Origin of the sequence: Actinoplanes sp. CA-015351 (assembly GCF_050955685.1) — a bacterium.
GTDB lineage: Bacteria > Actinomycetota > Actinomycetes > Mycobacteriales > Micromonosporaceae > Actinoplanes.
In genome coordinates, this window is record NZ_CP192102.1 from 4,779,398 (window position 1) to 4,805,182 (window position 25,785).

Sequence of the window (25,785 nt, forward strand, 5' to 3'; positions counted from 1 at the left end):
CAAGGGTGGTGCGCCCCGGCAGGTGGAATCTCCTATCGGGCGTACGCCTGGAACTCGGCGATACGCACGTTCTGCGCCTGCGGGCTGGCCGTCGAACAGTCCGTGTTCGCCCGCGGGTCGGCATCCTGCTCACCGGCGTACGCCGGTGCGCCGGTGCACTGGTTGGTGACGACCTCGACCCGCAGGTGGGTCGCTGTCGTGTCCGGGATGTCGAAGTCCCGGACGATCAGCTCCGGAGCCCGCGGCCGGGGCTGCCCGGACGGGAACGCGTCCCGCTTGCTGACGTAGACCGTGCGGTAGTCGGTCGCCTCGACGCAGTCGTTCGTGGCCGACGCCGTGCAGGCGAGGACCGTGAACTGCCGCAGCGCGGAGAACCGGCTCTGGCCGAGCGGATCGGCGTTGCCGGCGATGGCCGGGCGCAGCATCGCGCTGACCTGCACCCGCTTGATCCGCTGCCGGTCACCGGCCAGGTCGACGGAGACGCCCTTGCCGGCGATCGGGCTGGCCAGCGAGGCCCAGTTCGTCGCCTCGTCGTCGTCGATCAGCGCCGGCACGTTCACACCGTCACCGGTCGCGGTGGCGCCGCTGGTGCCGGACGCCAGGTTGGTGGGCAGCTTCACGGTCAGGGTCCGGTCGCGGCCCGCCCTGAACTCGGTCGCCTTGACCTTCGCCTCGCCGTGTCCCGGCGCCTGGGCGATGAACGTGTACTTCCCGGCAACCAGGTCGACCGTGTCCGGCAGCGTGGTGGCCGGGTCGGTGTCGGCGACCGCGACCGCACGGGCCTGGTAGTCACCGACGAACAGCTTCGCTCCGGGAACGACCGTGCCGGTCTCGTCGAGCGGCCGGAAGGTCACCGTGGACTCGTTCGCGTACGGCGAGCTGAAGCTCGGCCGCGGGTCGACGTCGCCGGCGCCGTTGCTGAGCGCCGTCTCGCCGAGACCACGCTTCGCGAACGCGTTCCAGATGATGTCCTGGTTCGCGCCACCGAAGCGGATCCGGTCGGCGGCGATCAGCGCGTCACGGGCGTCGACCTGGCTGTTGGCACTGTTCGCCAGCAGCAGGAACGAGTCGAACACCAGCTGGATCCAGCGGCGGTTGCCGGGGCACTTGGTGACCGCGACCTTGCCGTTGGCGCAGGCCTTCTGCAGCGCCGCGCTGCCGGTGCCGTACCGCTTCATGAACGCGGCGCGGACATCGAAGTTGGACACGCTCCAGACCTCGCCGGAGGCGTGCACCTGCAGGCCGACGAAGTCGTAGTCGACGTGGCTGTAGTTGAGCGGGCTGCGGCTCATGTTGAAGTTGCGGATGCCCGCCCCGCCGTCACCTGTCACGTACTCGCCGACGGTGTAGGCGCTGCTGCCCTTCGGCATGTAGCCGTGCTCGTACAGGTACTCGATCGCGAGCAGGTCGGACCAGCTCTCGCTCATGCCCTGCGGTGAGCTCAGGCCCGCGTTCGGCCCGGCGATCATGCGGTTCGTGATGGCGTGCGTGTACTCGTGCGCGATCACCGACATGTCGTAGTCGCCGTCGACGCAGGAGCCGTAGAACGCCCCGGCGATCGGCTGCCACAGGTACATGTTGGTGATCGGCGCCTGGCCGTCCGGCGGCGTGATCTGGTTGGCGTTGTTGCGGGCCGCGAAGTCCGGCGGGCCGCCGCTGATCCCACCGGCCTGCGCGTTGCCCTGTTCGTAATCGTTGCCCAGCCCGGCGCCGGAGGCGTTCTCGGCCTGCATGTTCCAGGTCTCCTCGGTGAACCCGAGGTGGTACGACCAGTCGTGCATCCGGTTGTGCTGGGCGAACAGGTTGGCGCGAGCCGCGTCGATGTCGTTGCGGGCCGCCGACGCGAACGTCGTCGGCGCGCACTGCTCCTCGTACCACTGGTTGGTCCAGGGGTACTGGTATTCGCGGGCCGGGCTCGGGGTGGCGGTCTCGGTGCCGACCGAGAACGGGTCGTTGGAGTTCCAGTTGTGCACCGCGATCGCGTTGTTGCCCCGCGTCGTGAACGTCGGCAGATCGGTGGCCGGGTCGACGTCCCACGCCTGCGGGGACGCCGGCGTGGCGAGCGACTCGTCGCAGCGGCGCGACGGCAGGAAGCACCAGGTCTTGCGGGTGTCCGCCGACGAGTTGCTGACCGGTGGAGAGTTCGGGAAGACGTCCCACTCCGGGTTGTCGCTGTCCGAGTCCACGATGCTCTCGCTGACCAGCACGGCGCCGTCCCGGGCATCGACCCAGGTGGTGTACGCGACCGGGTCCGCCCCGGTCAGGTCCTGTCCGAGAGTCACCTGGTAGGCGGCGCGCGCACCCTGCTCCGGGGTGGGAACCGCGACCAGTTCGGTGCCGAGCACCGTGGGCGCGGTGAGACCGGCGTCGGTGGCGGCGATCCGCTCGGCGTCGGCCTTGCTGAGGGTGGCGGGTGCGGGCGCGGCAGCGTCGCGGGCCAGGGAGGAGCTCACACTCCACACCTCGCCGTCGCGCAGGCCGACCGAGAGCAGGCCGTCACGGCCCGCGGGCAGGTCGCCGAAGCGCTGCCGGAGGATCACGACGGCGCCTTCGCCGAGTTTCTGCTCGGTGAGCACCTCGAGGGCGGCCGCGCCGCTGGTGGTGAGGCCGAGAACGCCGAGGTTCGCCGCGACGTACGCCTTGGCGGCGGCCACCGGTTCGGCCGGGAGCCCGGTTGCCAGGGGTTGTTCGACCGCCGTGAGCGCGGCGGGTGTGCCGAGGGTGTTCCAGCGGGTCAGTGCCCCGGTCTCGGCGGCGCCCCTGCGCTGTGCCGAGGTCGGCGCGAGCGAGCCGCGCCGGTTGTCCGTTGTCCTCTCGTGGTCATGGTCGTCGTGAGCCTGCTCGGCCCGGGCCGGAGCGGCGGGCGCGGCGCTGCTCCCGGCCCCCGGAACGAGAATGAGCGCGGCCGCGACGAACGCTGTGGTGGATGCCGCCGACGCACGGGATGCTGTGCGCACGGTACCTCCTCTGTGGACGGCGTTTACCGATCCACTGCATCCGATCAGTCGAACGGCCCCGGCGACATGGGCCGAACATCCACAATCGAAGTTGATCAATTGCGATGCACGTCGATGTCACCGGGGCCGCCCGGCGAACTCAGCCGACCGGTTCGAGCTCGCGTTCCGGCTGGTCCAGAGGCTGCGGCCGCTTATCGCGACGGCTCTCCACGATGGTGTAGAGGACCGGGATCAGCACCAGCGTGAGCAGCGTCGAACTCACCAGTCCGCCGATCACCACGACCGCGAGGGGCTGCGAGATGAACCCGCCCGAGCCGGTGATCCCGAGGGCCATCGGAATCAGCGCGAAGATCGTGGCGAGGGCGGTCATCAGGATCGGGCGCAGCCGGCGCAGGCCACCCTCGACGACCGCCTCGGTGACCGTCATGCCACGTTCCCGGTACTGGTTGATCAGGTCCATCAGCACGATCGCGTTGGTGACCACGATGCCGATCAGCATCAGGATGCCGATCAGCGCGGCCACGCCCATCGGGGTACCGGTGATCAGCAACAGGGTGATCGCGCCGACGAACGCGAACGGGATCGACACCAGCAGGATCAGCGTCTGCCGGATGCTGCGGAACACCGCGACCAGGATCAGGAACACCAGCGCGATGGCGGCGGCGATGGCGAGGAACAGCTGGCTGAACGCCTCGTCCTGCTGCGCGGTCACGCCACCGGTCTCGACCGACGCCCCGGCCGGCAGATCAAGAGCATCAAGAGCCTCCTGTACGGCGGTGCCGGCCGCGCCCGTGTCGTCCCCGGCCGGCGTGGCGGTGACCGTGTTGGTGCGGTCGCCGTCGGCGCGGACCCGCTGGACCGGGCCGTCGACCTGGGTCACCGTGGCGACCTTGTCGAGGCGTACCGGGCCGGTCGGTGTGCTGACCGTCAGCGCCTTCACCTCGGCGAGGCTGTCCGGAGCGGTGGCGCTCGTGCGCACCACGACGTCGTTCGCGCCGGCCCGGGTGGTGGTGACGCCCTGGACCGCGGTGCGCAGCGTGGACACGATCGTCTGGTCGGTGACGCCGTACCGGGCCGCGGCTTCGCCCTTGGGCACGATGCTGATCTGCGGGGCGCTGGCGCTCAGGTCGCTGGTGACGCCGGTGACCGCGGCGACGCCGGTCAACGCCTTCTCCACCTGCTCGGTGGCGGATTTCAGCACGGTGTCGTCGCCGGCGCGTACCGAGACCTCGACGTCGGTGCCACCCAGGCTGCCGCCGCCCGAGCCGAACGTCAGGTCGTCGAAACCGGACAGGGCGTCCTCGACCGCCGCCGAGGCCGCCGCCGCGTCGGCGTCCTCGGCCAGGTGGACCGTGTAGGAGACCGTGTTGGATCCGCCGCCACCCCCGAGGAAGCCGCCCGAGGAGCCGATCACCACCTGGTACGACGACACCTCGGGCAGCGCGCCGAGGACCTTCTCGACCTTCTGCGCGGCGGCGTCGGTGGTGGCCAGATCGGTGCCCGGCGGCAGTTCCTGGCTGATGCTCACGCTCTCCTCGCCGGAGTCGCCGAGGAAGCTGGTCTTCAGCGCGCCGGCCATCGCCACCGTGGCGACCAGCAGCAGCACCGCGCCGGCCAGCACCGTCTTGCGGCGGCGTACCGACCAGGCGATCACCGGCAGGTAGACGCGCGGCAGGAAACCCCGCCGTTCCCCGGCCTCGACCTCGGCGCGGGAGACGCCGGTCGCCGGTGCTTTCAGGAACCAGTACGCGAGCACCGGCACGATCGTCAGCGACACGATCAGCGACGCCACCATCGCCACCGTCACGGTGATCGAGAAGGGCCCGAACAGCTCGCCGACGAACCCGCTGACGAACGCGATCGGCAGGAACACCGCGACAGTGGTCAGCGTCGACGAGGTCACCGCCGACGACACCTCCCGCACGGCGGTGAGGATCGCCTGGCGCCGCGGTTCGCCGTACCCGAGATGGCGTTTGATGTTCTCCAGCACGACGATCGAGTCGTCGACGACGCGGCCCACCGCGATCGTGAGGCCGCCCAGGGTGAGGATGTTGAGCGAGTAATCCTGCGTCCAGAGCGCGGTCAGCGCGATCAGCAGCGAGACCGGGATCGACACCGCCGTGACCAGGGTGGACCGCGCCGAGCGCAGGAACACCAGGATCACCACGATCGCCATCAGCAGGCCGAGAGCGCCCTCTTCGAGCAGGCCGTTCACCGACTCGCGGACCTGCGGGCCGCTGTCCGACACGACGGTCAGCCGCGCGCCGGCGCCGAGCCGTTGCTGCAGGTCGTCCAGTTGATCGGTGACGTCCGAGGAGATCGACGCGGCGCTGCCGCCGTGCGCCATGGTGATCGAGACGCCGAGGCTGGGCCGGCCGTCGGTCCGGGTGATCGAGGTGCTCGGCGCGTCCGCCAGCGTCACCGTCGCGACGTCCTTGAGCTGCACCGGGCCGGGCAGCCACAGGTTCTCGACCTGCTCGGCCGAGGTGACCGCGGCGCCGACCGCCAGGCTCAGATCCCGGCCGCCGGTGCTGATCGACCCGGCCGACTGGGTGCCGCCGAGGCCGGTCAGCGCCGAGATGATCGCCTGGGTCTGTTCCTTGCGTGTGGGTGTCACCGTGATGACCTGGTCGCGGGTACCGGAGACGGACACCTCGTTGACGCCGTCGACCGCCTGGAGCGCGGGCACGACCTCGCTGGTCAGCTTCGCGGCGAGGTCCCGCTGGTCGCCGTCGGCGGTCGCGGCCAGCACCATCGTCGGCATGTCGCCGGTGCTGCCGGTCATCACCTGCGGGTCGACGCCGGCCGGCAGCTGCCGGGAGATCTTCGAGACGGCCTGCTCGATGTCGCCGGCCGCGTCATCGATCGCGGTGCCGAACGCGAACGACAGCAGTACCACGGCCGAGCCCTGCGTCGACGTGGAGGTCATGCTCTCCACCCCGCCGATGCTCTGCACCGCGGTTTCGATCGGCACCGTGACCTGCTGCTCGACCACCTCCGGCGCGGCACCCGGGTAGGACGCGACAACGGTCACGGCCGGGAACGACAGGTCGGGCAGCAGCTGCTGTTTCAACGACGACGTGGCGTACACGCCGAGCGCGACCAGGAGCACGGTGACCAGGGCCACCAGCTTCCGGTTCGTGAGACTGATCCGGGACAGCAAGGACACCAGGGACCCCGTTCGGCATCGACAAAGATTGGGCGGGCCCAGTCTCTGTGTGCCGGGGTGTACCGCGCGTCGTCCTTTGGCGGTCCGTGCGACTACTCCGTCCGCGGTACCCGGCGGCCTCGCCTACCGCGCCTGCGGACTCCCCGGACGGACCAGGCCACTTTGGTACGCCACAACGACCAGCTGCGCGCGGTCCCGGACCCCGAGCTTCGCCATCGCCCGGTTCACGTGGGTCTTCGCGGTCAGCGGCGACAGGAACAGCCGCTCGGCGATGGCGTCGTTGGACATGCCGTGCGCCACCAGCACCAGCACCTCGCGTTCCCGGTGGGTCAGCTCGGCGAGTTTCTGCTCCGACGGCGGCGGGCCGGCCTCGGGCTGGCTGAGCAGGTGGTCGAGCAGTCCCCGGGTGGCTTTCGGGGACAGCATCGCCTCACCGGCGGCGACCGCGCGCACGGCGCTGATCAGGTCGTCCGGGCCGACACCCTTGCCGAGGAATCCACTGGCGCCGGCGCGCAGCGCGAGCATCACGTTGTCGTCCTGCTCGAAGGTGGTGAGCACGAGGACGCGTACCCCTGCCAGGTCGTCGTCCGCGGCGATGAGCCGCGTCGCCTCGATCCCGTCGACGCCGGGCATGCGGATGTCCATCAGCACCACGTCGGCCCGGCGGGTCCGGGCGAGGTCGACCGCCTCCCGGCCGTTCACCGCCTCACCGACGATCTCCAGATCGGGTTCGGAGTCGAGGATCATCCGATAACCCGCCCGGATCAGCGGCTGGTCGTCGGCGAGCAGGACGCGGATGGTCATTTCAGTTCCTCGATCGGTGCCGGTAGCAGTGCTCGCACGGTGAACCGGCCGTCCGGCTCGGTGCACGTCTGAAATGTCCCATCCGCGGCGGCCGCGCGCTCGCGCATGCCCACGATGCCGTACCCGGATCCGCCGCCGTCGTGGCCGGTCGCGACAGTGTTCTCCACCTCGATCCCGATCGCCTCGGCCGTGTACCTGACGGTCAGCGACGCCTCGCCGGTGCCGTGCTTGTGCGCGTTGGTGAGCGCCTCCTGCACGATCCGGTACGCGGCCAGGTCCACCACGGCCGGCAGGTCCCGCTCGTCGCCGGCCCGGTGGTGCCGGACCCGCAGCCCGGCCGCCGCCATCGCCTCCAGGAGCTCGGGAAGCCGGGCCAGGCCCCGGGTCGGCTCGGCCGAGTCCGGGTCGTCGGACTGCCGCAGCACACCGACGATCGACCCCAGCTCCTTGAGCACGGTGTCCCCGGCGTGCCGGATGTGGTTCAGCGCCGGCCGCACCTGATCGGGACGCTTGTCGACCAGGTGGCTCGCGGCCGCGGCCTGCACGTTGATCACCGCGATGTGGTGGGCGACCACGTCGTGCAGTTCCCGGGCGATCCGCAGCCGCTCCTGGATGACCCGGCGCCGCGCCTCCTCCTCGCGGGTCAGCTCGGCCCGCCGGGCCCGCTCCTCCACCTCGGCCAGGTAGGCCCGCCGGTTGCGGGTGGCGTCCCCGAACGCGGTAGCCATCGCGATGAACGTCAGCACCGGCACGATCGAGGCGCTCTGGTACGAGATCAGGTCACCCAGGTACAGCGCCAGCCCGCACCCCACCACCACGATCAGGCTGCGCCACCGCGAGGTGCTGACCGCCGTGGTGTACGCCGCCACGGCCGCCGCCACGATCAGCAGCGGGTGCCGGTCACCGGCCACCGCGGTGTACCAGATCATCGCGGCGCTGCACGCCACCAGAACCTGCCACGGCCAGCGGCTGCGCAGCGAGATCGCCACGAAGGTGGCGATCACGCCCAGCACAAGCGGGCTGGTCAGCGGCTGATTCGCATTCTTGGCGCTGCCCGCGAAGTACCCGGCGATCGGCAGGCCGGTCAGCACCGCGGCGAGCCCCAGATCCGCGGCGCCCGGATGGCGCGCGATGAGCCGGCGGATCGGGCCGGACCGGGTCCCCGCCACGATCATGCCCTCCAGGCTAGTGACGCCACCCCTCCCCGGCGTCCTCCACCTGCGGTATTTTCTTCCCACCCGCCCACACCACCGGACCGCCCCGCACCGCCCCTGCGCATGCCCTGCCCTGGCCTGGCCTGGCCTGGACTGGGCTGGGCTGGGCTGGGCTGGGCTGGACTCAGCGTGCCCAAGCTTCCAGTTCGCCCGGCACGGTCACCTCGCCGAACCGCCGGGGAGGTATATATCGCTTACGGCCTACACCCATTGCGGGTGTGGGCACACCCGCAATGGGTGTAGGCCAGAAAGCACTATGCCGCCGAGCGCCGCAGGCCCAGGGCGGCAGTGGTCTCCGCCGCCTTGGGCCTGCGGCCCTCGCTCCCGGGTCACAGCCGCACGGGAACCCTCGCGCACCAGGCGCAGAGCCCGCCAGGCACAGGGCCGGTCGGGTGCGGGGCTGGTCAGGCTCCGGTGTCCAGGCGGGCTCTCTGGTCCGGGGTGAGGGTCACGTGGCGGGCGGCGAGCGCTTCGGTGATCTGGGCGGGGGTGGTCACGCCGACGATCGGGGAGATCTTCAGCGGGCCGCCGGCCAGCCAGGACAGCACGACCTGGTTGCGAGTAGCGCCGGTCTCGGCCGCCACCTCGTCGAGCACCGCGAGCCGCCGCGCGGTGCCCGGGTGGTCGTAGGCCTCCGGCAGGGGCCGGTCCGCCCGGGTGTACCCACCGTCGAGCAGCGTGTTGTACGCCCACAACCAGACGTCGTCGTTGCTCCGCAGATAGTCGAACGTCTCGCTGGTGGCGTGCACGTGCCCGCTCTGCGGCAGCGCCACGCCGGGCAGGGGCTGGAGATACGACCAGCGGAGCTGAATAGCGCTATATCCCGCTAGTCCCTGGTCAGAAGCAATATTTCGGGCACGCTCCACCCGCCACAACGGGTGGTTCGACACCCCGAGCCGCGCCACCTGCCCGTCCGCCACGAAGCCGCCGAGCGTCGCCACGGTCTCCTCCAGCGGAACCGTCCGATCCTCGATGTGCGCCCAGTACACGTCGACGTGCGAGGTCCGCAGCCGCTCGAGACTCCCCCGCAACGCGGTCCGCAGAGCCGGGCCCGACAACCCTTCGACGTGATCGGGATAGCCGTTCGGCGTCGTCGGCTCCGCACCGCCCTTGGTGCTGATCCGGACGTCTCCACGGGCGCCCGGCCGTTTGTCCAGCCACCGGCCGATGACCGTCTCGCTCTGCCCGCCGAAGCCGCTCGGATGCAGCCACCACGAATAGTTGTTCGCCGTGTCGATCCACTCGCCGCCGGCCTCCCGATACTGATCAAGCAGGTCGAAGGATTGCGCCTCGTCGATGCGGGTGCCGAACGCGAGAGCGCCGAGAATCAGCGTGATGTCCGTTGCCATGCCCGTTACCCTGTCGCCTGGAGCGCGCTCCAGGTCAATACCGCTCCAGGTCAATACGGCTCCAGGTCAATACGGGAAGGAACGCGAATGCCGTACACGCCGGGTGAGGTGGCCGGGCGGATCGGGGTCAGCATCGACACGATTCGCTACTACGAGAGGATCGGCCTGATGAGCGGGGTCCAGCGGGACTCCGTCGGCCGCCGGGTGTTCACCGATCACGACCTGTCCCGGCTCGGGCTGCTGCGCTGCCTGCGCGACTCCGGCATGCCGATCGCGCGCCTGCGCAAGTTCGCCGAGCTCCTGGAGGGTGGCGACGACAACGCGGGGCTGCGCGCGGCGCTCCTCGAGGAGCATGATCGGGAAATCGACGCGAAGGTCGCCCAGCTGCGGCTGGAACAGAAGCGAGTACGGGAGAAGATCGCGTGGTACCGGTCGGTAGCGGAACACTGACGTACGTCAAGAGCATCACGTTCGACTGCGCCGACGCCCTGGTGGTGGCGCGGTTCTGGGCTGCCGCGCTCGGCGGCGAGCTGGACGAGGACGCGACAGCGGAGAAGGCGTACGTCGAGGCGCCCGGCTGGGGTGGCCCGAACCTGTGGTTCCAGCGCGTCCCGGAGCCCGCGGTGGCGAAGAACCGGATGCACTTCGACCTGCGCGCCCCGGGCGGTGACGTGCCCGCCGAGGTGGCCCGGCTCAGCTCGCTCGGCGCCACCGTGGTGACACCGGGCGAGCTGACCGTGATGGCCGACCCCGAGGGCAACATCTTCTGCGTGGAGAGCTGAAGCGCGGAGGACCGGAAAATCAGTACCGGCAGCGCATCACGACGAGGCTGTGCCGCATCACGCTCTTCTGGCTCCCGGCCTTGGCGGTACGCCGCCGCCCGGCCAGCAGCGGATCAGCGGTGTTCGCCACGACCTCCCAGGTCCGGCCGTAATCGCGGCCCGGCAGCGTGAACGCGACGTCCTCGTCGAGCGGGTTGAACAGCAGCAGGAACGAGTCGTCCTTGATCTCCTCGCCGAGGGCGTCCCGCTCCGGCAGACCGTGCCCGTTCAGGAAGACGGTCATCGTCATCCCGCTGCGGGTGTTCCAGTCCTCGTCGGTCATGATCTCGCCGTCCCGGCGCAGCCAGGCGATGTCCGGCAGCTTCGAGTCGCCGGCCGGCTCGCCGGTGAAGAACCGCCGGCGGCGGAAGATCGGGTGCTCGGCGCGCAGTTCGAGCAGCCGCCGGGTGAACCCGGTCAGCACGTCGAAGTTGCGGGAGTCCTTCCAGTCGACCCAGGAGATCGGGCCGTCCTGGCAGTAGACGTTGTTGTTGCCGTCCTGGGTGCGTCCCAGTTCGTCGCCGTGCGCGATCATCGGCACGCCCTGGCTGAGCAGCAGCGTCGCCAGGAAGTTGCGCTTCTGCCGCTCGCGCATCATGACGACCTCGGCGTCGTCGGTCGGCCCTTCGATGCCGCAGTTCCAGGACCGGTTGTGGCTCTCGCCGTCCCGGTTGCCCTCACCGTTCGCGTCGTTGTGCTTCTCGTTGTACGACACCAGGTCGTGCAGCGTGAACCCGTCGTGCGCCGTCACGAAGTTGATCGACGCGATGGGCCGCCGGCCGTCGTCCTGGTACAGGTCCGAGCTGCCGGTGAAGCGGGACGCGAACTCGCCGAGGCTCCACTGCTCGCCGCGCCAGAAGTCGCGGACCGAGTCGCGGTACTTGCCGTTCCACTCGGTCCAGTTCGGCGGGAAGCCGCCGACCTGGTAACCGCCGTCGCCGACGTCCCAGGGTTCGGCGATCAGCTTCACCTGTGACACCACCGGGTCCTGGTTGACCAGGTCGAAGAACGCGGCCAGCCGGTCCACCTCGTGGAACTCGCGGGCCAGGGCGGCGGCCAGGTCGAACCGGAACCCGTCCACGTGCATCTCGGTCACCCAGTACCGCAGCGAATCCATGATCAGTCGCAGCGATTCGTGGTGCCGGACGTTCAGGCTGTTCCCGGTACCCGTGGTGTCGTAGTAGTACGACTTGTCGGAGTCGACCAGGCGGTAGTACGCCGGGTTGTCGATGCCCCGGAACGACAGGGTCGGGCCCAGGTGGTTGCCCTCGGCCGTGTGGTTGTAGACCACGTCCAGGATGACCTCCATGCCGGCCGCGTGCAGGGCCTTGACCATGGCCTTGAACTCCTGGACCTGCCCGCCGCTGCCGCCGAACGACGAGTAGTCGTTGTGCGGCGCGAAGAACCCGATCGTGTTGTAACCCCAGTAGTTCGTGAGGCCCTTCTCGATCAGCCCGCTGTCGTGCACGAACTGGTGCACCGGCATCAGCTCGACCGCGGTCACGCCGAGGTTCTTCAAGTACTTGATCATGGCCGGGTGGGCCAGGCCGGAGTACGTCCCCTGCACGTCCGCCGGGATGTCCGGATGCGCGACCGTCATGCCCTTCACGTGCGCCTCGTAGATCACCGTCTGCCACATCGGGATCTTCAGCGGCCGGTCGTTGCCCCAGTCGAAGAACGGGTTGATCACCACGGACCGGGCGGCGAACGGCGCCGAGTCAGCGTCGTTGTACGAGCTCGGATCCCCGAAGTTGTACGAGAACAACGCCTGGTCCCACGTGAAATCCCCGTCGATCGCCTTGGCGTACGGGTCGAGGAGCAGCTTCGACGGGTTGCAACGCAGACCCCGCGACGGGTCGTACGGCCCGTGCACCCGGTAGCCGTACCGCTGTCCCGGCACCACCCGTGGCAGGTACCCGTGCCACACGAGCGCTTCGCGTTCCGGCAGATCGACCCGGGTCTCGGTGCCGTCATCGTCGAAGAGACACAGCTCGACGCGGGTCGCCGCCTCGGAGAAGATGGCGAAGTTCGTCCCGCCGCCGTCATATGTCGCACCCAGCGGATACGGGTTGCCAGGCCAGATTTTCATGCGCCCACGATGCCCAATTACCGTGCGTGCGAAAACACCGGGTCGATGTGACAAGCGTCCTGCGGATCGAATGCCCTGCCCAGGGTAGAAATCAAACGTGCCACGCCGCTACCTCATCCTCGCGATCTGCTGCATGAGTCTGTTGATCATCAGCCTGGACGTGACGATCGTGAACATCGCCCTGCCCGCGATCGGCGAGGAGCTCGACGCCCCGCTCTCCGGCCTGCAGTGGACCATCGACGCGTACACCCTGGTCCTGGCGAGCCTGCTGGTGCTGGCCGGCTCGACCGCCGACCGGATCGGCCGCCGCCGCGTCTTCCAGACCGGCCTTGCGCTGTTCACGCTCGGTTCGCTGCTGTGCAGCGTCGCCCCGTCGCTGAGCTGGCTGATCTTCTTCCGGATGCTCCAGGCGGTCGGCGGCTCGATGCTCAACCCGGTCGCCATGTCGATCATCACGAACACGTTCACCGAGCCGAAGGAGCGCGCCCGCGCCATCGGCGTCTGGGGCGCGGTGACCGGTTTCAGCATGGCGCTCGGCCCGCTCGCCGGCGGGGTGCTGGTCCACTCGTTCGGCTGGCGGTCCATCTTCTGGATCAACGTGCCGGTCGGGATCGCGGCGTTCCTGCTGGCCTGGCGGTTCATCCCGGAGTCCCGGGCGGACCATCCGCGCCGTCTCGACCCGATCGGCCAGGTCCTGGTGCTGACCGTACTGGCCGCTGTCACGTACGCGATCATCGAGGGACCGGCCGCGGGCTGGACGTCCGCGCAAACGGTGAGCTGCTTCGCGCTGGGTCTTGCCGCCCTCGGCGGCCTGCTGTGGTGGGAGCCGCGCCGCGCCGAACCGCTGATCGAACTGAAGTTCTTCCGCAGCGCGCCGTTCAGCGGCGCCACTCTGATCGCGGTCTGCGCGTTCGCCGCGCTCGGCGGCTTCCTTTTCCTGAACACGCTCTACCTGCAGACCGAACGCGGCCTGTCCGCCCTGCACGCCGGCCTCTACACGCTGCCGATGGCCGCGATGACGGTGATCGCCTCGCCTCTTTCCGGCCGCCTGGTCGCGGCCCGCGGCACCCGTCTGCCGCTGACGATCGCCGGCACCGCGATGGCGCTCGGCATGCTCCCGCTGACGGTGTCCGGCCCGGACACCCCGGTCTGGCCGCTGTTCCTCGGATACCTGCTCTTCGGTTTCGGCTTCGGCATGGTCAACACCCCGATCACCAACACCGCCGTCTCCGGCATGCCCCGCGCCCAGGCCGGCGTCGCCGCCGCGATCGCCTCCACCAGCCGCCAGGTCGGCAGCGCCCTCGGCGTAGCCGTCATCGGCGCGGTCGTCGCCTCCGCCGCCTCCGGCGCCTCCCCCACCGGGGGCAATGCCGGCTGGTGGATCCTCGTCGCCCTGGGCCTGGCGGTCCTCACGCTCGGCCGCTTCTCCACCGGCCGCTGGGCACGATCAACCGCCGAGCACGGGTACGCCGAAAAGCTCCCCGCCTGACCCCAGCGCCCCCGCCCTCCCGCATGCAAGGACATCGCACCCGCTGAAGCGAGACGAGAGCACACCGAAACGTTGCGTGTTCCATGGTCGACGCCATAGCGGTGATGAGGTCGCACGGACCGCTTGCGTGCGACTTCATCACCGTGCCCAGCGTTGAACATGCGGCCTGATCCCTGGGGGCAGGCGCTGTACATGCGCGAGTACACCGCCGCAGCCACCGCACCCACCGCCGCGGCGGAGGCCGCCTGGCACTCGCGAGTCTGCGGTCGATCGGACAGCTCTCGAATTTCGCCACGTGCGGTCACGTCCGGCGACCGGGCTCATCGCGTAACAACTGATGAACCTGCGGATCCGCCAGGCCGACGTAGTTTCCCGATTCAGACCGCGATCAGCCACGACGCAAGATTCACGCCATGCCGGGCGCCGACGCCCTCCGCCGCAGGCACCCCGCACCACCCCGCACCGCCCGCACCGCCCGCACCGCCCGCACCGCCCGCGCCCCCGTGCTGCCTGGATCTTGTGGACTTCCCCGCAGACGTGACCGCACAACTCCACAAGATCGAACAAGCCGAGCCGATCTTGTGGAGTTACGCGCAAACGGCTCGCCGAACTTCACAAGATCGGCGAAGCACCGCGCTCACCACGCCGAAACCGTGAAGCACCGCGCCAACCACGCCGAAACCGTGAAGCACCGCGTCGCCACGCCGGAACTGTGGAGCACCGCGTTGGCCGGACCTTAGAGACCGGTGGGGCATGAAACACCCACGAGTATTCACGATCCAGCACTGTTCACCTGTCGTCGTGACAGAGCGTCACCACGACGCTCGCCAGCCACCCGACATCGACATGCCGCGGACGCCCGTCCCCGCAAACTCGTGCACTCGTGGTCGATCAGCCGGCCAAACCGCACAAGATCTCCGAGCGACACCCCACACCGAGAAACCGCCACGCCGCCACGCCGCCACGCCGCCACGCCGCCACGAACCCGCTACCCCTTCACAAATGGCGAAACCCGAGCGACGCCCCAACCGCACAAGATCCGCAGCGACGCCTTGAAGCTGCGGGCTGGGCGCCATGGCAACCACAGCGCAACGCCGGGTTCGGGGACAATGAACCCGTGACCGACCTCCTGGACATCCGGCGCATCTACCTCGAACCGGCTGCCGCCGACCTCTACCGTGGCCGGGAGATCCTCGACCGGTACCCGGACGCCACGATCGTCGAGGTGGAGAGTCATCAGCGGATCCCGGAGCTATACGGCGACGAGACGAACGTGCGTCGCTGGGTCCGGATCAAGCAGGAGGCGCTCGTCGTCGGCGTGAAGAAGACGATGACGGCCCGGCCGAACGGGCGTTCCGCCGATTTCATCGCGCCGTCCACCGCGAACGGCTGCGCCATGGCCTGCGCCTATTGTTATGTTCCCCGGCACAAGGGCTACAGCAATCCGATCACTGTTTTCGCGAACATCGAGCGCATTCTCGCGTACACGAAAAAGCATGTGCTGAAGCAGGGCGCGAAAGCGGAGGCAAATGAGTGCGACCCGGTGAGCTGGGTCTATGACATCGGCGAGAATTCCGACTGCGCGCTGGACGCGCGGATCAGCGACAACGTGCGCGATCTGGTCACGCTGTTCCGCGATCTGCCGTCGGCGAAGGCCAGTTTCGCCACCAAGCACGTCAATCGCGACCTCCTGGAGTGGGATCCGCGCGGCCGGACCCGGATCCGCTTCTCGCTGATGCCACCGGCCGACGCGAAAGTCCTGGACATCCGCACCAGCGGAATCGCGGAGAGAATCGCCGCGATCGACGATTTCGTCGCGGCCGGGTACGAGGTGCATGTCAATTTCAGCCCGGTGGTGGTCCGCGACGGCTGGCTGGCGGATTGGCGCGATCTGCTCGACCACCTGGACGCCGGAATCGGCCCGGACGCCAAGAAACAACTGGCCGCCGAAATTATCTTCCTGACCCACAATCGCGGTCTGCACGAGGTCAACCTGGGCTGGCACCCGAAAGCCGAGGATCTGCTCTGGCGCCCCGACCTGCAGCAGGTGAAGCGTTCCCAGAACGGCGACCTGAACGTCCGTTACCGCACCGGCGACAAGGGCGTTTACGTCCGGGCACTCACCGACCTGATCGCCGAACGAACACCCTATCTACGAATCCGATACGCGTTCTAGACCCGGAAACGGGAGACCAGAGTGTTCAGGCCGGTGGACATCCGGGCGAGTTCCGCGATCGCCTGCTGGGTCTCGGCGACGCCGTGGCTGGTGCTCTGCGCGGCCTGGGCGACGCCCACGATGCTGCGCGAGATCTCGCCGGTGCCGGACGCCGCCTCCGAGACACTGCGGTTCATCTCGGCCGTCGTCGCGGTCTGTTCCTCCACGGCCGACGCGATCGTCGTCTGGAAGTCGCTGATCCGGCCGATCACCGTCGAGATCCGTTCGATGGCCTCGACCGCGCCCTCGGTGTCGACCTGGATGGCCTGGACCCGTTTCGAGATGTCCTCGGTGGCCCGCGCGGTCTCCTGCGCCAGATCCTTCACCTCGGACGCCACCACCGCGAAGCCCTTGCCCATCTCACCGGCCCGCGCCGCCTCGATGGTGGCGTTCAGCGCGAGCAGGTTCGTCTGTTCGGCGATCGCGGTGATCGTCTTGATCACGTTGCCGATCTCGGCGGACGAGTCGCCCAGCTTGTTCATGGTGCTGGAGGTGACCGCGGCGAGGCCGACCGCTTCGGCGGCGACCTGAGCGGCCTCGGCGGCGTTCTGCGAGATCTCCCGGATCGACGCGCCCATCTCCTCGCTACCGGCCGAGACGGTGTCGACGCTGCGGGAGATCTCCTCGGCGGCGCTGGAGACCGCCGCCGACTGGTCCGACGTCTCCTGCGCCGAGCTGGCGATCTGCACGGCCGTGCTGGTCATCTGCTCGCTCGCGCCGGCGAGGGACGCCGCCGAGCCTTCGATCGTCGACACCGCGTCCCGCAGCGAGGCGGTCGCGGCGTCCAGCGAGCGGCCCATCCGGCCGGTCTCGTCGTTGCTGGTGAGCCCGGTCCGCCGGGTCAGATCAAAGGCTTCAAGACCTTCACAGACCTTCTGTACGGCGGTGAGCGACCGCACGATCCGGACAGCGACGTAGGTACCGAGCGCGAGCGCAAGCGCGATCCCGACCACCATGGTGAGGATCTGCACCAGCCGGTTCGTCTGGTACGCGTCCGTGGCAGCCTTCGCGTTCTTCGCCGCGTCGGCGGTCTCGGTGCCGTCCAGCTCGGTCATGTCGGCGTAGATCTCGTCCATCAGCGGGACGACTTCCTCGTCCCGGACCGTGGACCAGGCGGACAGATTGTTGGCCTCGCCGGCCGGCAGCAGTTTCTCCTGCGCCACCGTCACGTAGGTGTCCCACTGGGCCTGCAGGTGGTCGATGGTGTCCGGATCGCCGGCCGGGTAACTGGCCCGGTAGGCGGTCATCGCCGCGGTGAACCCCTCCAGGTCGGCGCTGAAGGCGTCGGCGAACTTCGCGGTCGACGCCTTGTCCGGCGACAACGCCTGGTTCGCCACGTCCACCCGGGCCTGGGTCACCGCGGCCTTGACCTGCCCGACGGCCTTGATGCTCGCCACGTTGCTCTCGTAGATCAGCTTCGCCTTGTCGCTGATCTCGCTCAGCGCGGCAAGGCCGACGAGACCGACGATCAGCGCCACGACGGCGGCCAGGCCGACCGCGCCGAGAATCTTGACCTTCACGCTGATGTCCGCGAGAGACCAGCGCCGCGTGCCCGCGTTCATCGAACTCACAGCTTCACCGTATGACGTCGCACCGGTCCGCGTACCGAACATGAAAGAGCCCGGCGGGGTCACCGCCGGGCTCCCGGGAAACAAGGGGCGGGGTCAGGCGAAGCGGGCCGCGATCCAGTCCGCCACGTAATCCGCGGAGTCGATCACCGCTTGGTCATGGTTGACGCCTTCCAGGCCGAGGAACGTCGTCGGCACCCCGTACTCCTGGATCTGCGGCACGAGCAGCTCGGACGAGAGCGAGAACGGGACCGCCTCGTCCAGGGTGCCGTGCACGATCAGCACCGGCGCGCTGGGCGCCGTCTGCGCCGGGTTGTTGTACGACGCCAGCTTGGTGACCACCGAGGCCGGGACCGTCCCGCCGGAGACGAGCTGGGCCGCGGTGAAGTTCTTGTAGGTGTCGAGGATCTGGTAGAGGCATCCGGTGTTCAGCACCCCGGTCTTGGCCTCGGCCGGCGCGGCGAGCACCGAGTACGGGTGGAACGACGGTTCCACGGCCGCCAGCCCGTAGAGCGCCATCACCAGGTAACCCTGCCCCTCGGTCCCGGCGATGTACGGAATGATCTCCTGGGTGTTGGAGACCGGCGCGATGCTGGCCGTCCCCTTGAGCACCAGCGTCCCGTCGTACGACGGCGCCAGCTGACTCGCGAAGAGCGCGCCCTGCCCGCCCTGCGAGTGCCCGTCGACCGCGTACTGCGTGCCCAGCGTCGCGTCGAGGCTGCGCGCCGCACGGACGCTGTCGATCAGGGAGCGGCCGGCGCTCGCCCCGATGAGGTACGGGTGGGCCTGGGGCGTACCCAATCCGGGGTAATCCGGAGCGGCGACCGTCCATCCGCGGCTGAGCAGTTCGGCCACCGCGATCCGCGCCTCGGGCCAGAAGACCGGAAGGTTGTTGGAGGGCGCGCAGATGTCGGCGAGCCCGGTCGTGCCGTGCCCCCAAGCGACGATCTTGTTGTTCTTGCCGGTTTTCGGAGTGAGCACCAGCCCGGTCGCGGTGATGACACTTCCGGTCACCGAGGTGGTCAGATATTGAATGCGGCGACCGGTTGCCAGTGGTGTCAACTCGGCCGGCAGGGTAGCGGCCGAGTTGGTCAGCACCAGCCCGGGCAGTGTTGCCGCAGCCGCTGGTGAGGCGGCTGCGGCGACCGTGCCGGCGACGGCGAGAAGCACCGCCAGCAGCACGCGTGACGCTGTTTTCATGAACGACCCCGTTCCCTGAAATGATCCCTGTAGTGATCGAGCGCCCAGCCTAAAACCGATCACCACGAGTCGTATCCGTATTCAGGTACACAGATGCCTGACCACCTATCCGATGTGGACTAGGCGGTTGCGGCAAAGCGAAGATCCATTTAAGCGGGGCCACGAATTCACACGCCGGACGGGTACGTCTCCGGCTCCCGGGTGTCGACCCGCAGGGTGTGCAGCGGCCGTAGCGCGTGCGTCTCGTCGAACCAGAAGAACGCGTCGTACCGGCTGCCGAGGATGGTCGGGACGTAGTTGGCCCAGCGTTCCTTGTGCGGGTCGTACACGACGCCGATGGCGCGATGGGCCAGATCGGTCGAGAGCAGATCGGGGACTTCCCAGCCGGCCGGGAAGACCAGCAGGCCGGCGGCCGGCGCGGTCGCGTGCAGCACGTCCTCCAGGGAGCCCGGCCGCGCCTCCGGCACGCCCATCACCTCCATGTGCCCACCCCAGGACGGTCCGGCCACGACGGTTCCCCGGTACGTCCCGAACCCGACCAGCACCACCTCGTCGTCGCCGTACCGTTCCCGGGCGAGCTGGCCCAGGGTGACCTCGCCGTAGATCGACTGGTCGGTCGCCCGGGCGTCGCCGACGTGCGTGTTGTGCGCCCAGACGACGGCTTTCGACGCCGGCCCGTACCGGTTCAGGAGGCGGTCGAGGGTCTCGTCCATGTGCCGGTCCCGGATGTTCCAGGCGTCCGGCCCGCCCTTCACCATGTGCCGGTAGTAGCCCTCGGCGCCGGCCACCACCGCGGCGTTCTGCCACACCCCGAAGTCACGGTCCTTCAGCTCGGCGAGCATCCGCACCACCCGGTCCTCGCAGCCGGGCGCCACGAACTGGGTCGACCACGCGTACGCGTTCGGGTCCTCGGCGTACGGCTCGAAGCACCGGTACGCGTCGAGCGCGGCCGGCACCAGCTCCGGGTCGTGTTCCCGCAGCCAGGTCAGGATCTGGTGCATCGACTCCCAGAGCGAGTAGACATCGAGCCCGTGGAAACCGGCCCGGTCGTCCGGCGGCCGTCCGGCGTTGAAGCCGCGCAGCCACCGGGTGAAGTCGACGGTCTCCTCGTTGGCCCACATCCAGGTGGGCCACCTGTCGTACCGGACCAGCGCGGCTCGCGGATCGTCCGGCGCGCCGGGCATGCATCGCACCGCGGCGTCGACCCGGTCGCAGTCCGGCCAGTCCCCTTCGACGGCGACGAACGAGAAGCCGCGCTCCTCGATCAGCCGCCGGGTCAGCGCGGCCCGCCAGGCGTAGAACTCGTGGGTCCCGTGGGTGGCCTCGCCGATCTGAACGACACGCGCGCCGGCCGTCCGATCCAGGAGGATTTCCAGATCGCCGGGGTCCCGCAGCGGCCGGGCCATCGACGCCACATCATCGCCGTACCGGATCATCCCGGTGCGGTACCCCGGGCGAGATGTCCCATACATCCGACTTTAGAAGCACGCTCCGGCTGCGGCCTCGCCGCGAGGATGCAGGTGTCGTCGTCCGGGTTGGCCCGGCGTAATCGGGCCACCAGCTCGGCGAGCGGGCGCAGCGGCGCGGCCCGGACCGCCTCGTCGACCGTGGCGATCACCGTGTCCAGACCAGCGTCGAGGCTCTGCCCGCGGTGCTCGACGAGACCGTCGGTGTAGAGCAGCAGCACGTCGCCGGGGAGGAAGTCGGTGACCGCGTCCGGGTAGGTGGCGCCGTCGACCACCCCGAGCATCGACCCCGGCGGGCGGGAGAGGGTCCGGGTCCGCCCGCCCCGGCTGAGCATCGGCGGCGGGTGCCCGGCCTGCGCCCAGACCAACTCGCCGCCGGCCGGGTCGAACCGGGCGATCACCGCGGTGGCCGCGAGCTCGGGAGATTGCAGCCCCAGTTCGCAGGTGAGCTGGTTGAGGTGCTCCAGCAGGGTTCCGGGATCGCTGGTGACGACCGAGAGAGCCCGCAGCGCGTGCCGCAGCTGCGCCATCGTGGTGGCGGCCGGGGTGCCGTGCCCGGCGACGTCACCAACGGCGAGCAGCACCGAGCCGTCGCGCAGCGCGGCCGCGTGGTACCAGTCGCCGCCGACCATGGTCTCCTCGGTCGCCGGCAGGTACCGCACGGCCACCTTGAGCCCGGGCAGCTCGATCGGCTCGTCCGGGATCGGGAGAATGATCTTCTGCAGCCGGGACGCGAGGTCGTGCTCGGCCGCGGAGGTCCGGCGCTGCTCGTCCAGCTCGCTCTCCACCTCGGCGAGCCGGGCCGCGCCGGCCTGCTGGTCGGTGACGTCCTGCACGATGCCGAAGATCCGCAACGGGCGGCCGTCGGCATCCCGGACCGCGTCGGCGACCGTGCGGACATGCTTCACCATGCCGCCGATCCGGACCCGGGTGATCAGGTCGACGCGTCCCGACCGGCGGAACGCGTCGAGCGCCGCCAATCGCAGCGGCTGGTCGTCGGCGACCGCGGCCCGCTGCGCCTCGTCCTGGCTCAGCGGCCCGAGCGCCGGGTCCCGCTCGTAGATCCGGTAGATCTGCGGCGACCAGTAGACCTCGCCGCTGACCAGGTCCCACTCCCCCCAGCCGAGCTTGCCGAGTTCCTCCATGCCGTCGAGGCGGTCGCGTTCCCGCAGCGGGTCCTCGCGGCGCTGCCAGCTCATCAGCAACCCGGGACCGAGCGGCCGGGCCCGCACCGTGTACTCGTCCTCGTCCACCAGCAGCGGCCCCAGATCGGCCGGCTCACCGGTGTCCAGCACCCGCTGGTACACCTGCCAGCGTTCCTCGCCGATCACCTGCGGGTAGTGCCGGCTGATCGGCTGGCCGAGCAGCTGAGCGCCCCGGCGTCCGTCCGGCGCGACCGCGTCCGGGCTGGCCGCGGCCCAGGTGAGGTCGATCAGCCGGCCGGCGTCGTCCCGCTCCGGCACCAGGTAACCGGACATCCCGGGCAGCGCGTCCAGCACGCCCTGCACCGTGGTCAGCCACGGTGTGAATCGGCGGCCACCGGTCTCGGCCCGCGGCAGTGACATGATGATCTCCGGAAGCGCCGGATCGGTGAGTTCGTGCGCCGTGTCCAGCAGCCGGACCACCCGCCCGGCCATCTCGGCCAGGTCGCAGCGCTGCTCGGCCGCCGCCCGCACCAGGTGCCGGTGCGCCTCGGCGAGCCGGCAGCGTGCCCGCCCGGCGAGCAGCCCGACGGCTCGTTCCACCCGGATCCGCACCTCGCCGGGTGACTCGTCACCCGGCTCGGGGAGCATGCCCACCGCCTGCGCGTACGCCTGACCACCCACCAGCGACCTCCCCGCCCGCTCTGGGTTCCTGCTTAACCCAGCCCGCGCCCGCGCCGCATCCCCCGATCATCCGGGCAGGGCTCCTGCCTGCGGCATCGCGCCGGGCGGGTCACCCGGTCGAGCGTCGGGCGTTCGGGGAGGGCAACGGGCCGTGCGGAGTCCGGGACGGACCGGTCGGAGTCCGGCGCCGGTCAGAGCTCGAAGAGCGAACGCATCGCGTCGGTCAGCCGGACCATGCTCGCCCCGGTCACCATGCCGATCCGTTCGGCGCCGGTCGATGCGGGAAGCCGGCGCATCCGGTTTATCACCACGACACCGGTGATCGGGTCCTGCTCGGTGAGCGCCACCGCGTACGGCGGCAGCTCGGTGACGCCGCGCTGGCGGACGATCGGCGCGCAGAACGGGGACGCGTTGCCGCGCTCGTTGTAGCTGTCGCCGGAGAGGACGAGAACACGGTATCGCAGGTCGGAACGGTCGCCGATGGTCCAGATCTCGCCGCGACGCACGTCAGCACAATCCTGAGGGCAGGATTATCCGGCTCGGCATGGCTGGAAGCGTACCGTCGCCTCGATCTCCGCAGACGTCACCCCGCCGGGCGCGCCGCAAGCTCATGCCGCGCGGCTCGACGCCTTCTCCCGGTACATCGCCTGATCGGCGCGGCGGATCAGCTCGTCGGCGTCCGGCGTGCCGCCGGAACGGGCCGTGCCGATGCTGGCGCCCACGCGTACCCACTCGGTCATGACCTGGACGGGAGCGCTCAGCGCGACCCGGACATGGTCCTCCAGGCGCCGGTCGGCGCCCTCGCCCGAGGAGAGCAGGACGAACTCGTCACCGCCGTAACGGGCCACCGTGTCGCCGGGCGCGAGGCCCGCGCGCAACCGGGCGGCGACCCCGGCGAGCAGCTGGTCGCCGGCGAGGTGACCGAGCCGGTCGTTCACCGCCTTGAACCCGTTGAGGTCGCAGAAGAGCAGGACCACCTCGGGACCGCCGGACGCGCGCTCATCGGCCAGGGCGGCGTCCAGGCGGGTCCACAGCTCGGCCCGGTTCGGCAGCCCGGTCAGCAGGTCGTGGGTGGCCTGGTGCCGCATCCGGGCCTCGACCTGCTCGCGCTGGTCGGCGAGCCGGGACACCCGGATCGCGACCAGCACGACGATCAGCAGGTTGCCCACGGTGAGCAGCGCCGCGTCACCGCGCACGCCGAGCAGCTCGCGGATCGCGGAGACCAGCGGCACGACGGTGACCGCCGCGGTCAGGAAGATCACCCGCTTGCGGAACGGGCGCTCCGCCGGCGTCGGGCCGGGCTGCGCCACCCGGTCCGCGCCGGGCATCAGCGGAGCGAGCCCGACCAGCACGTACGCGACCATGAAGACCATCTCGCGCCAGGCCGAGGACGGCGCGGTGATCGAGCCGGTCGCGGTGACCGAGACGGTGGTGCCGACCAGATCCAGGACGATCGCGCCGGTGAGCAGCACCAGCGGCAACGGCGGGCGCCGCGCCACGACCACGATCCGGAGCAGCGCGCCGAGCACGCCGGCGAGCAGCAGAACCGTGGTGAGCAGGGTGGTCTGCCGGGCCACCACGATCTGTGCGGCGTTCAGGCCGGGCTGCAGCAGCGTGGTCCAGGTGAGCGCGGCCACCAGGATCGCCACCACACTGGAGTCGATCACCCCGCCGACGTCGTTGCGGCCACGCCGCAGCACCAGCGAGACCGCGGCGACCAGCAGATGCACGTGACTGATCGCCACCAGCACGTCGCCGGTCGCGCCTCGGGGCTCGGCGCTCGCCAGCGCCACCGTATTGGCGACGACCAGCCAGCCGAGACCCAGAGCCAGGAATCGGTACGGGTACCGTTCGGCGCCCGCCACCCGCGGCAGAACGCTGAGAACCGCCACCAGGGCGGCCACCGAGACTCCCACCATCAGCAGGTGACGCCCCGACGAGGAGGCCAGCGGCATGGCGGCCGTCAGCCCGCCGGTCACGGCCAGGTAGGCGGACACGCCGAAGTAACGGGTCACGAGCCCCTCCATCGGTTGTGAAAGGCTCGACCTGAGGGTGTGCCGGAGAAGGCTCGGCCGCAGGCCGCTCAACACGTGGACGTGATCGAACCGCTGCGGCCCGGTTCCCGTAAGAATGACCGCGGGGCCCGTAACGCGCGGGTAACGAGGAAGGACGTAGTGATGTCGCAGAAGGCGCAGATCGGAGTCACCGGCCTGGCGGTGATGGGCCGCAACCTGGCTCGCAACTTCGCTCGGCACGGTCACACCGTGGCGGTGCACAACCGGTCCTACGGCCGCACCAAGGAGCTTGTCGAGGAGTTCGGTCACGAGGGCACGTTCCTGCCGGCCGAGACCGCCGAGCAGTTCGTCGCGAGCCTCGAGCGCCCCCGTCGCGTCGTCATCATGGTCAAGGCCGGTCCCGCCACCGACGCCGTGATCGACGAGTTCGCCCCGCTGCTCGAAGAGGGCGACATGCTCATCGACGCGGGCAACGCCCACTTCGCGGACACCCGCCGGCGGGAGGCCGCGCTCAAGGAACAGGGCCTGCACTTCGTCGGTACCGGCGTGTCCGGCGGTGAGGAGGGCGCGCTGCACGGCCCGAGCATCATGCCGGGCGGCTCACCGGAGTCGTACCAGGCGCTCGGCCCGCTGCTGGAGGACATCTCGGCGAAGGTGGACGGCGAGCCGTGCTGCGTGCACGTCGGCCCGGACGGCGCCGGCCACTTCGTGAAGATGGTGCACAACGGCATCGAGTACGCCGACATGCAGCTCATCGCCGAGGCGTACGACCTGCTGCGTCAGGTGGGCGGGCACACCCCGGCCGAGATCGCCGAGGTCTTCCAGGGGTGGAACGAGGGGCGGCTCGGGTCGTACCTCATCGAGATCACCGCTGAGGTGCTGAAGCAGACCGACGCGGCGACCGGCAAGCCGTTCGTCGACGTCGTGGTGGACCGGGCCGAGCAGAAGGGCACCGGCCGCTGGACCGTGCAGGCGGCTCTCGACCTCGGGGTCCCGGTCTCCGGCATCGCCGAATCGGTCTTCGCCCGGGCGCTCTCCGGCGGCGCGGACGTGCGGGACGCGGCCGCCTCGGCCGGCCTGCCCGGTCCGGGCGCCAGCGCCGGCCTGCACGCCGGCGACCTGGTGGCCGACGTCGAGCAGGCGCTGTTCGCCTCCAAGATCGTCGCGTACGCGCAGGGCTTCCAGCAGGTACAGGCGGCCAGCGCGGAGTACGGCTGGGACATCGACCCCGGCGCCATGGCGAAGATCTGGCGGGCCGGCTGCATCATCCGGGCCAAGTTCCTGGACTTCATCAAGCAGGCGTACGACAAGCAGCCGTCGCTGCCGACGCTGCTCGTCGACGAGTACTTCCTGGACGCCGTCTCGGGCGCGCAGGACGCCTGGCGGCGGGTCGTGGTGACGGCGGCGCAGCAGGGCATCCCGGCACCCGGTTTCTCGTCGGCGCTGGCGTACTACGACGGTCTGCGGGCCAAGCGCCTGCCGGCCGCCCTGATCCAGGGCCAGCGGGACTTCTTCGGCGCGCACACCTACCAGCGGGTGGACAAGCCGGGCGCGTTCCACACCCTCTGGGCGGCGGAGAACCGCCCCGAGGTCGACGCCTGAT

Annotated in this window: 17 protein-coding genes; 5 read left to right on the forward strand and 12 right to left on the reverse strand. The window is 70.0% G+C overall.

Features of this window, described 5'->3' with window-relative positions:
• Positions 1–32 precede the first annotated feature (32 nt).
• From ACQP2E_RS22200 to ACQP2E_RS22220, 5 genes are all read right to left on the reverse strand, one after another.
• Positions 33–2,957, reverse strand: a complete 2,925-nt coding sequence (locus ACQP2E_RS22200; protein WP_433824854.1) for a M36 family metallopeptidase — start codon at positions 2,955–2,957, stop codon at positions 33–35.
• Between the two features lie 139 nt (positions 2,958–3,096).
• Positions 3,097–6,126, reverse strand: a complete 3,030-nt coding sequence (locus ACQP2E_RS22205) for an efflux RND transporter permease subunit (protein WP_433824855.1) — start codon at positions 6,124–6,126, stop codon at positions 3,097–3,099.
• A 123-nt stretch (positions 6,127–6,249) separates the two neighbouring features.
• A complete protein-coding gene (locus ACQP2E_RS22210) occupies positions 6,250–6,930 on the reverse strand; it encodes a response regulator (RefSeq protein WP_433824856.1) in 681 nt (226 codons plus the stop codon).
• Entirely contained in the window at positions 6,927–8,105 is a 1,179-nt protein-coding gene (locus tag ACQP2E_RS22215) for a sensor histidine kinase (RefSeq protein WP_433824857.1), read from the reverse strand. Before ACQP2E_RS22215 ends, ACQP2E_RS22210 begins: the two co-directional genes overlap by 4 nt.
• 443 nt (positions 8,106–8,548) lie before the next feature.
• A complete protein-coding gene (locus tag ACQP2E_RS22220) occupies positions 8,549–9,493 on the reverse strand; it encodes an aldo/keto reductase (protein ID WP_433824858.1) in 945 nt (314 codons plus the stop codon).
• A gap of 87 nt (positions 9,494–9,580) precedes the next feature.
• Here ACQP2E_RS22220 and ACQP2E_RS22225 point away from each other — a divergent pair, with 87 nt between their 5' ends.
• Together ACQP2E_RS22225 and ACQP2E_RS22230 are read left to right on the forward strand one after the other, a co-directional pair.
• The gene (locus tag ACQP2E_RS22225; RefSeq protein WP_433824859.1) at positions 9,581–9,943 is read left to right on the forward strand and encodes a MerR family transcriptional regulator; all 363 of its coding nucleotides are present in this window, start codon (positions 9,581–9,583) and stop codon (positions 9,941–9,943) included.
• A complete protein-coding gene (locus ACQP2E_RS22230) occupies positions 9,916–10,275 on the forward strand; it encodes a VOC family protein (RefSeq protein WP_433824860.1) in 360 nt (119 codons plus the stop codon). The genes ACQP2E_RS22225 and ACQP2E_RS22230 overlap by 28 nt, the downstream gene beginning before the upstream one ends.
• A 19-nt stretch (positions 10,276–10,294) precedes the next feature.
• Here the strand turns inward: ACQP2E_RS22230 and glgX are convergent, their stop codons facing one another.
• Complete coding sequence (gene glgX, locus ACQP2E_RS22235) at positions 10,295–12,403, reverse strand: glycogen debranching protein GlgX (protein ID WP_433824861.1); 2,109 nt, start codon at positions 12,401–12,403, stop codon at positions 10,295–10,297.
• A gap of 133 nt (positions 12,404–12,536) precedes the next feature.
• Between glgX and ACQP2E_RS22240 the strand changes: the two genes are divergently transcribed.
• Positions 12,537–13,892, forward strand: coding sequence for an MFS transporter (locus tag ACQP2E_RS22240; RefSeq protein WP_433824862.1), 1,356 nt, complete (start codon positions 12,537–12,539; stop codon positions 13,890–13,892).
• 1,117 nt (positions 13,893–15,009) lie between these two features.
• The gene (locus ACQP2E_RS22245; protein ID WP_433824863.1) at positions 15,010–16,068 is read left to right on the forward strand and encodes a spore photoproduct lyase family protein; all 1,059 of its coding nucleotides are present in this window, start codon (positions 15,010–15,012) and stop codon (positions 16,066–16,068) included.
• On the opposite strand, the gene ACQP2E_RS22250 is transcribed toward ACQP2E_RS22245, so the two are convergent.
• From ACQP2E_RS22250 to ACQP2E_RS22275, 6 genes are all read right to left on the reverse strand, one after another.
• Complete coding sequence (locus tag ACQP2E_RS22250; protein WP_433834002.1) at positions 16,065–17,669, reverse strand: methyl-accepting chemotaxis protein; 1,605 nt, start codon at positions 17,667–17,669, stop codon at positions 16,065–16,067. The two genes, ACQP2E_RS22245 and ACQP2E_RS22250, sit on opposite strands and share 4 nt — an antisense overlap.
• 102 nt (positions 17,670–17,771) lie before the next feature.
• On the reverse strand, positions 17,772–18,875 hold the full coding sequence (locus ACQP2E_RS22255; RefSeq protein ID WP_433824864.1) for an alpha/beta fold hydrolase: 1,104 nt from the start codon (positions 18,873–18,875) through the stop codon (positions 17,772–17,774).
• 167 nt (positions 18,876–19,042) lie between these two features.
• Positions 19,043–20,311, reverse strand: coding sequence for an erythromycin esterase family protein (locus ACQP2E_RS22260; protein WP_433824865.1), 1,269 nt, complete (start codon positions 20,309–20,311; stop codon positions 19,043–19,045).
• Positions 20,308–22,167, reverse strand: a complete 1,860-nt coding sequence (locus ACQP2E_RS22265) for a SpoIIE family protein phosphatase (protein ID WP_433824866.1) — start codon at positions 22,165–22,167, stop codon at positions 20,308–20,310. The genes ACQP2E_RS22260 and ACQP2E_RS22265 overlap by 4 nt, the downstream gene beginning before the upstream one ends.
• 191 nt (positions 22,168–22,358) lie before the next feature.
• Entirely contained in the window at positions 22,359–22,673 is a 315-nt protein-coding gene (locus ACQP2E_RS22270) for a type II toxin-antitoxin system PemK/MazF family toxin (RefSeq protein WP_111651300.1), read from the reverse strand.
• Between the two features lie 102 nt (positions 22,674–22,775).
• Positions 22,776–24,182 carry a diguanylate cyclase domain-containing protein gene (locus ACQP2E_RS22275; RefSeq protein ID WP_433824867.1) on the reverse strand — a complete coding sequence of 469 codons (1,407 nt, stop codon included), beginning with the start codon at positions 24,180–24,182 and terminating at the stop codon, positions 22,776–22,778.
• Between the two features lie 162 nt (positions 24,183–24,344).
• On the opposite strand from ACQP2E_RS22275, the gene gndA reads away from it, so the two are divergent.
• Positions 24,345–25,784, forward strand: coding sequence for an NADP-dependent phosphogluconate dehydrogenase (gene gndA / locus ACQP2E_RS22280; RefSeq protein WP_433824868.1), 1,440 nt, complete (start codon positions 24,345–24,347; stop codon positions 25,782–25,784).
• Position 25,785: the final 1 nt, after the last annotated feature.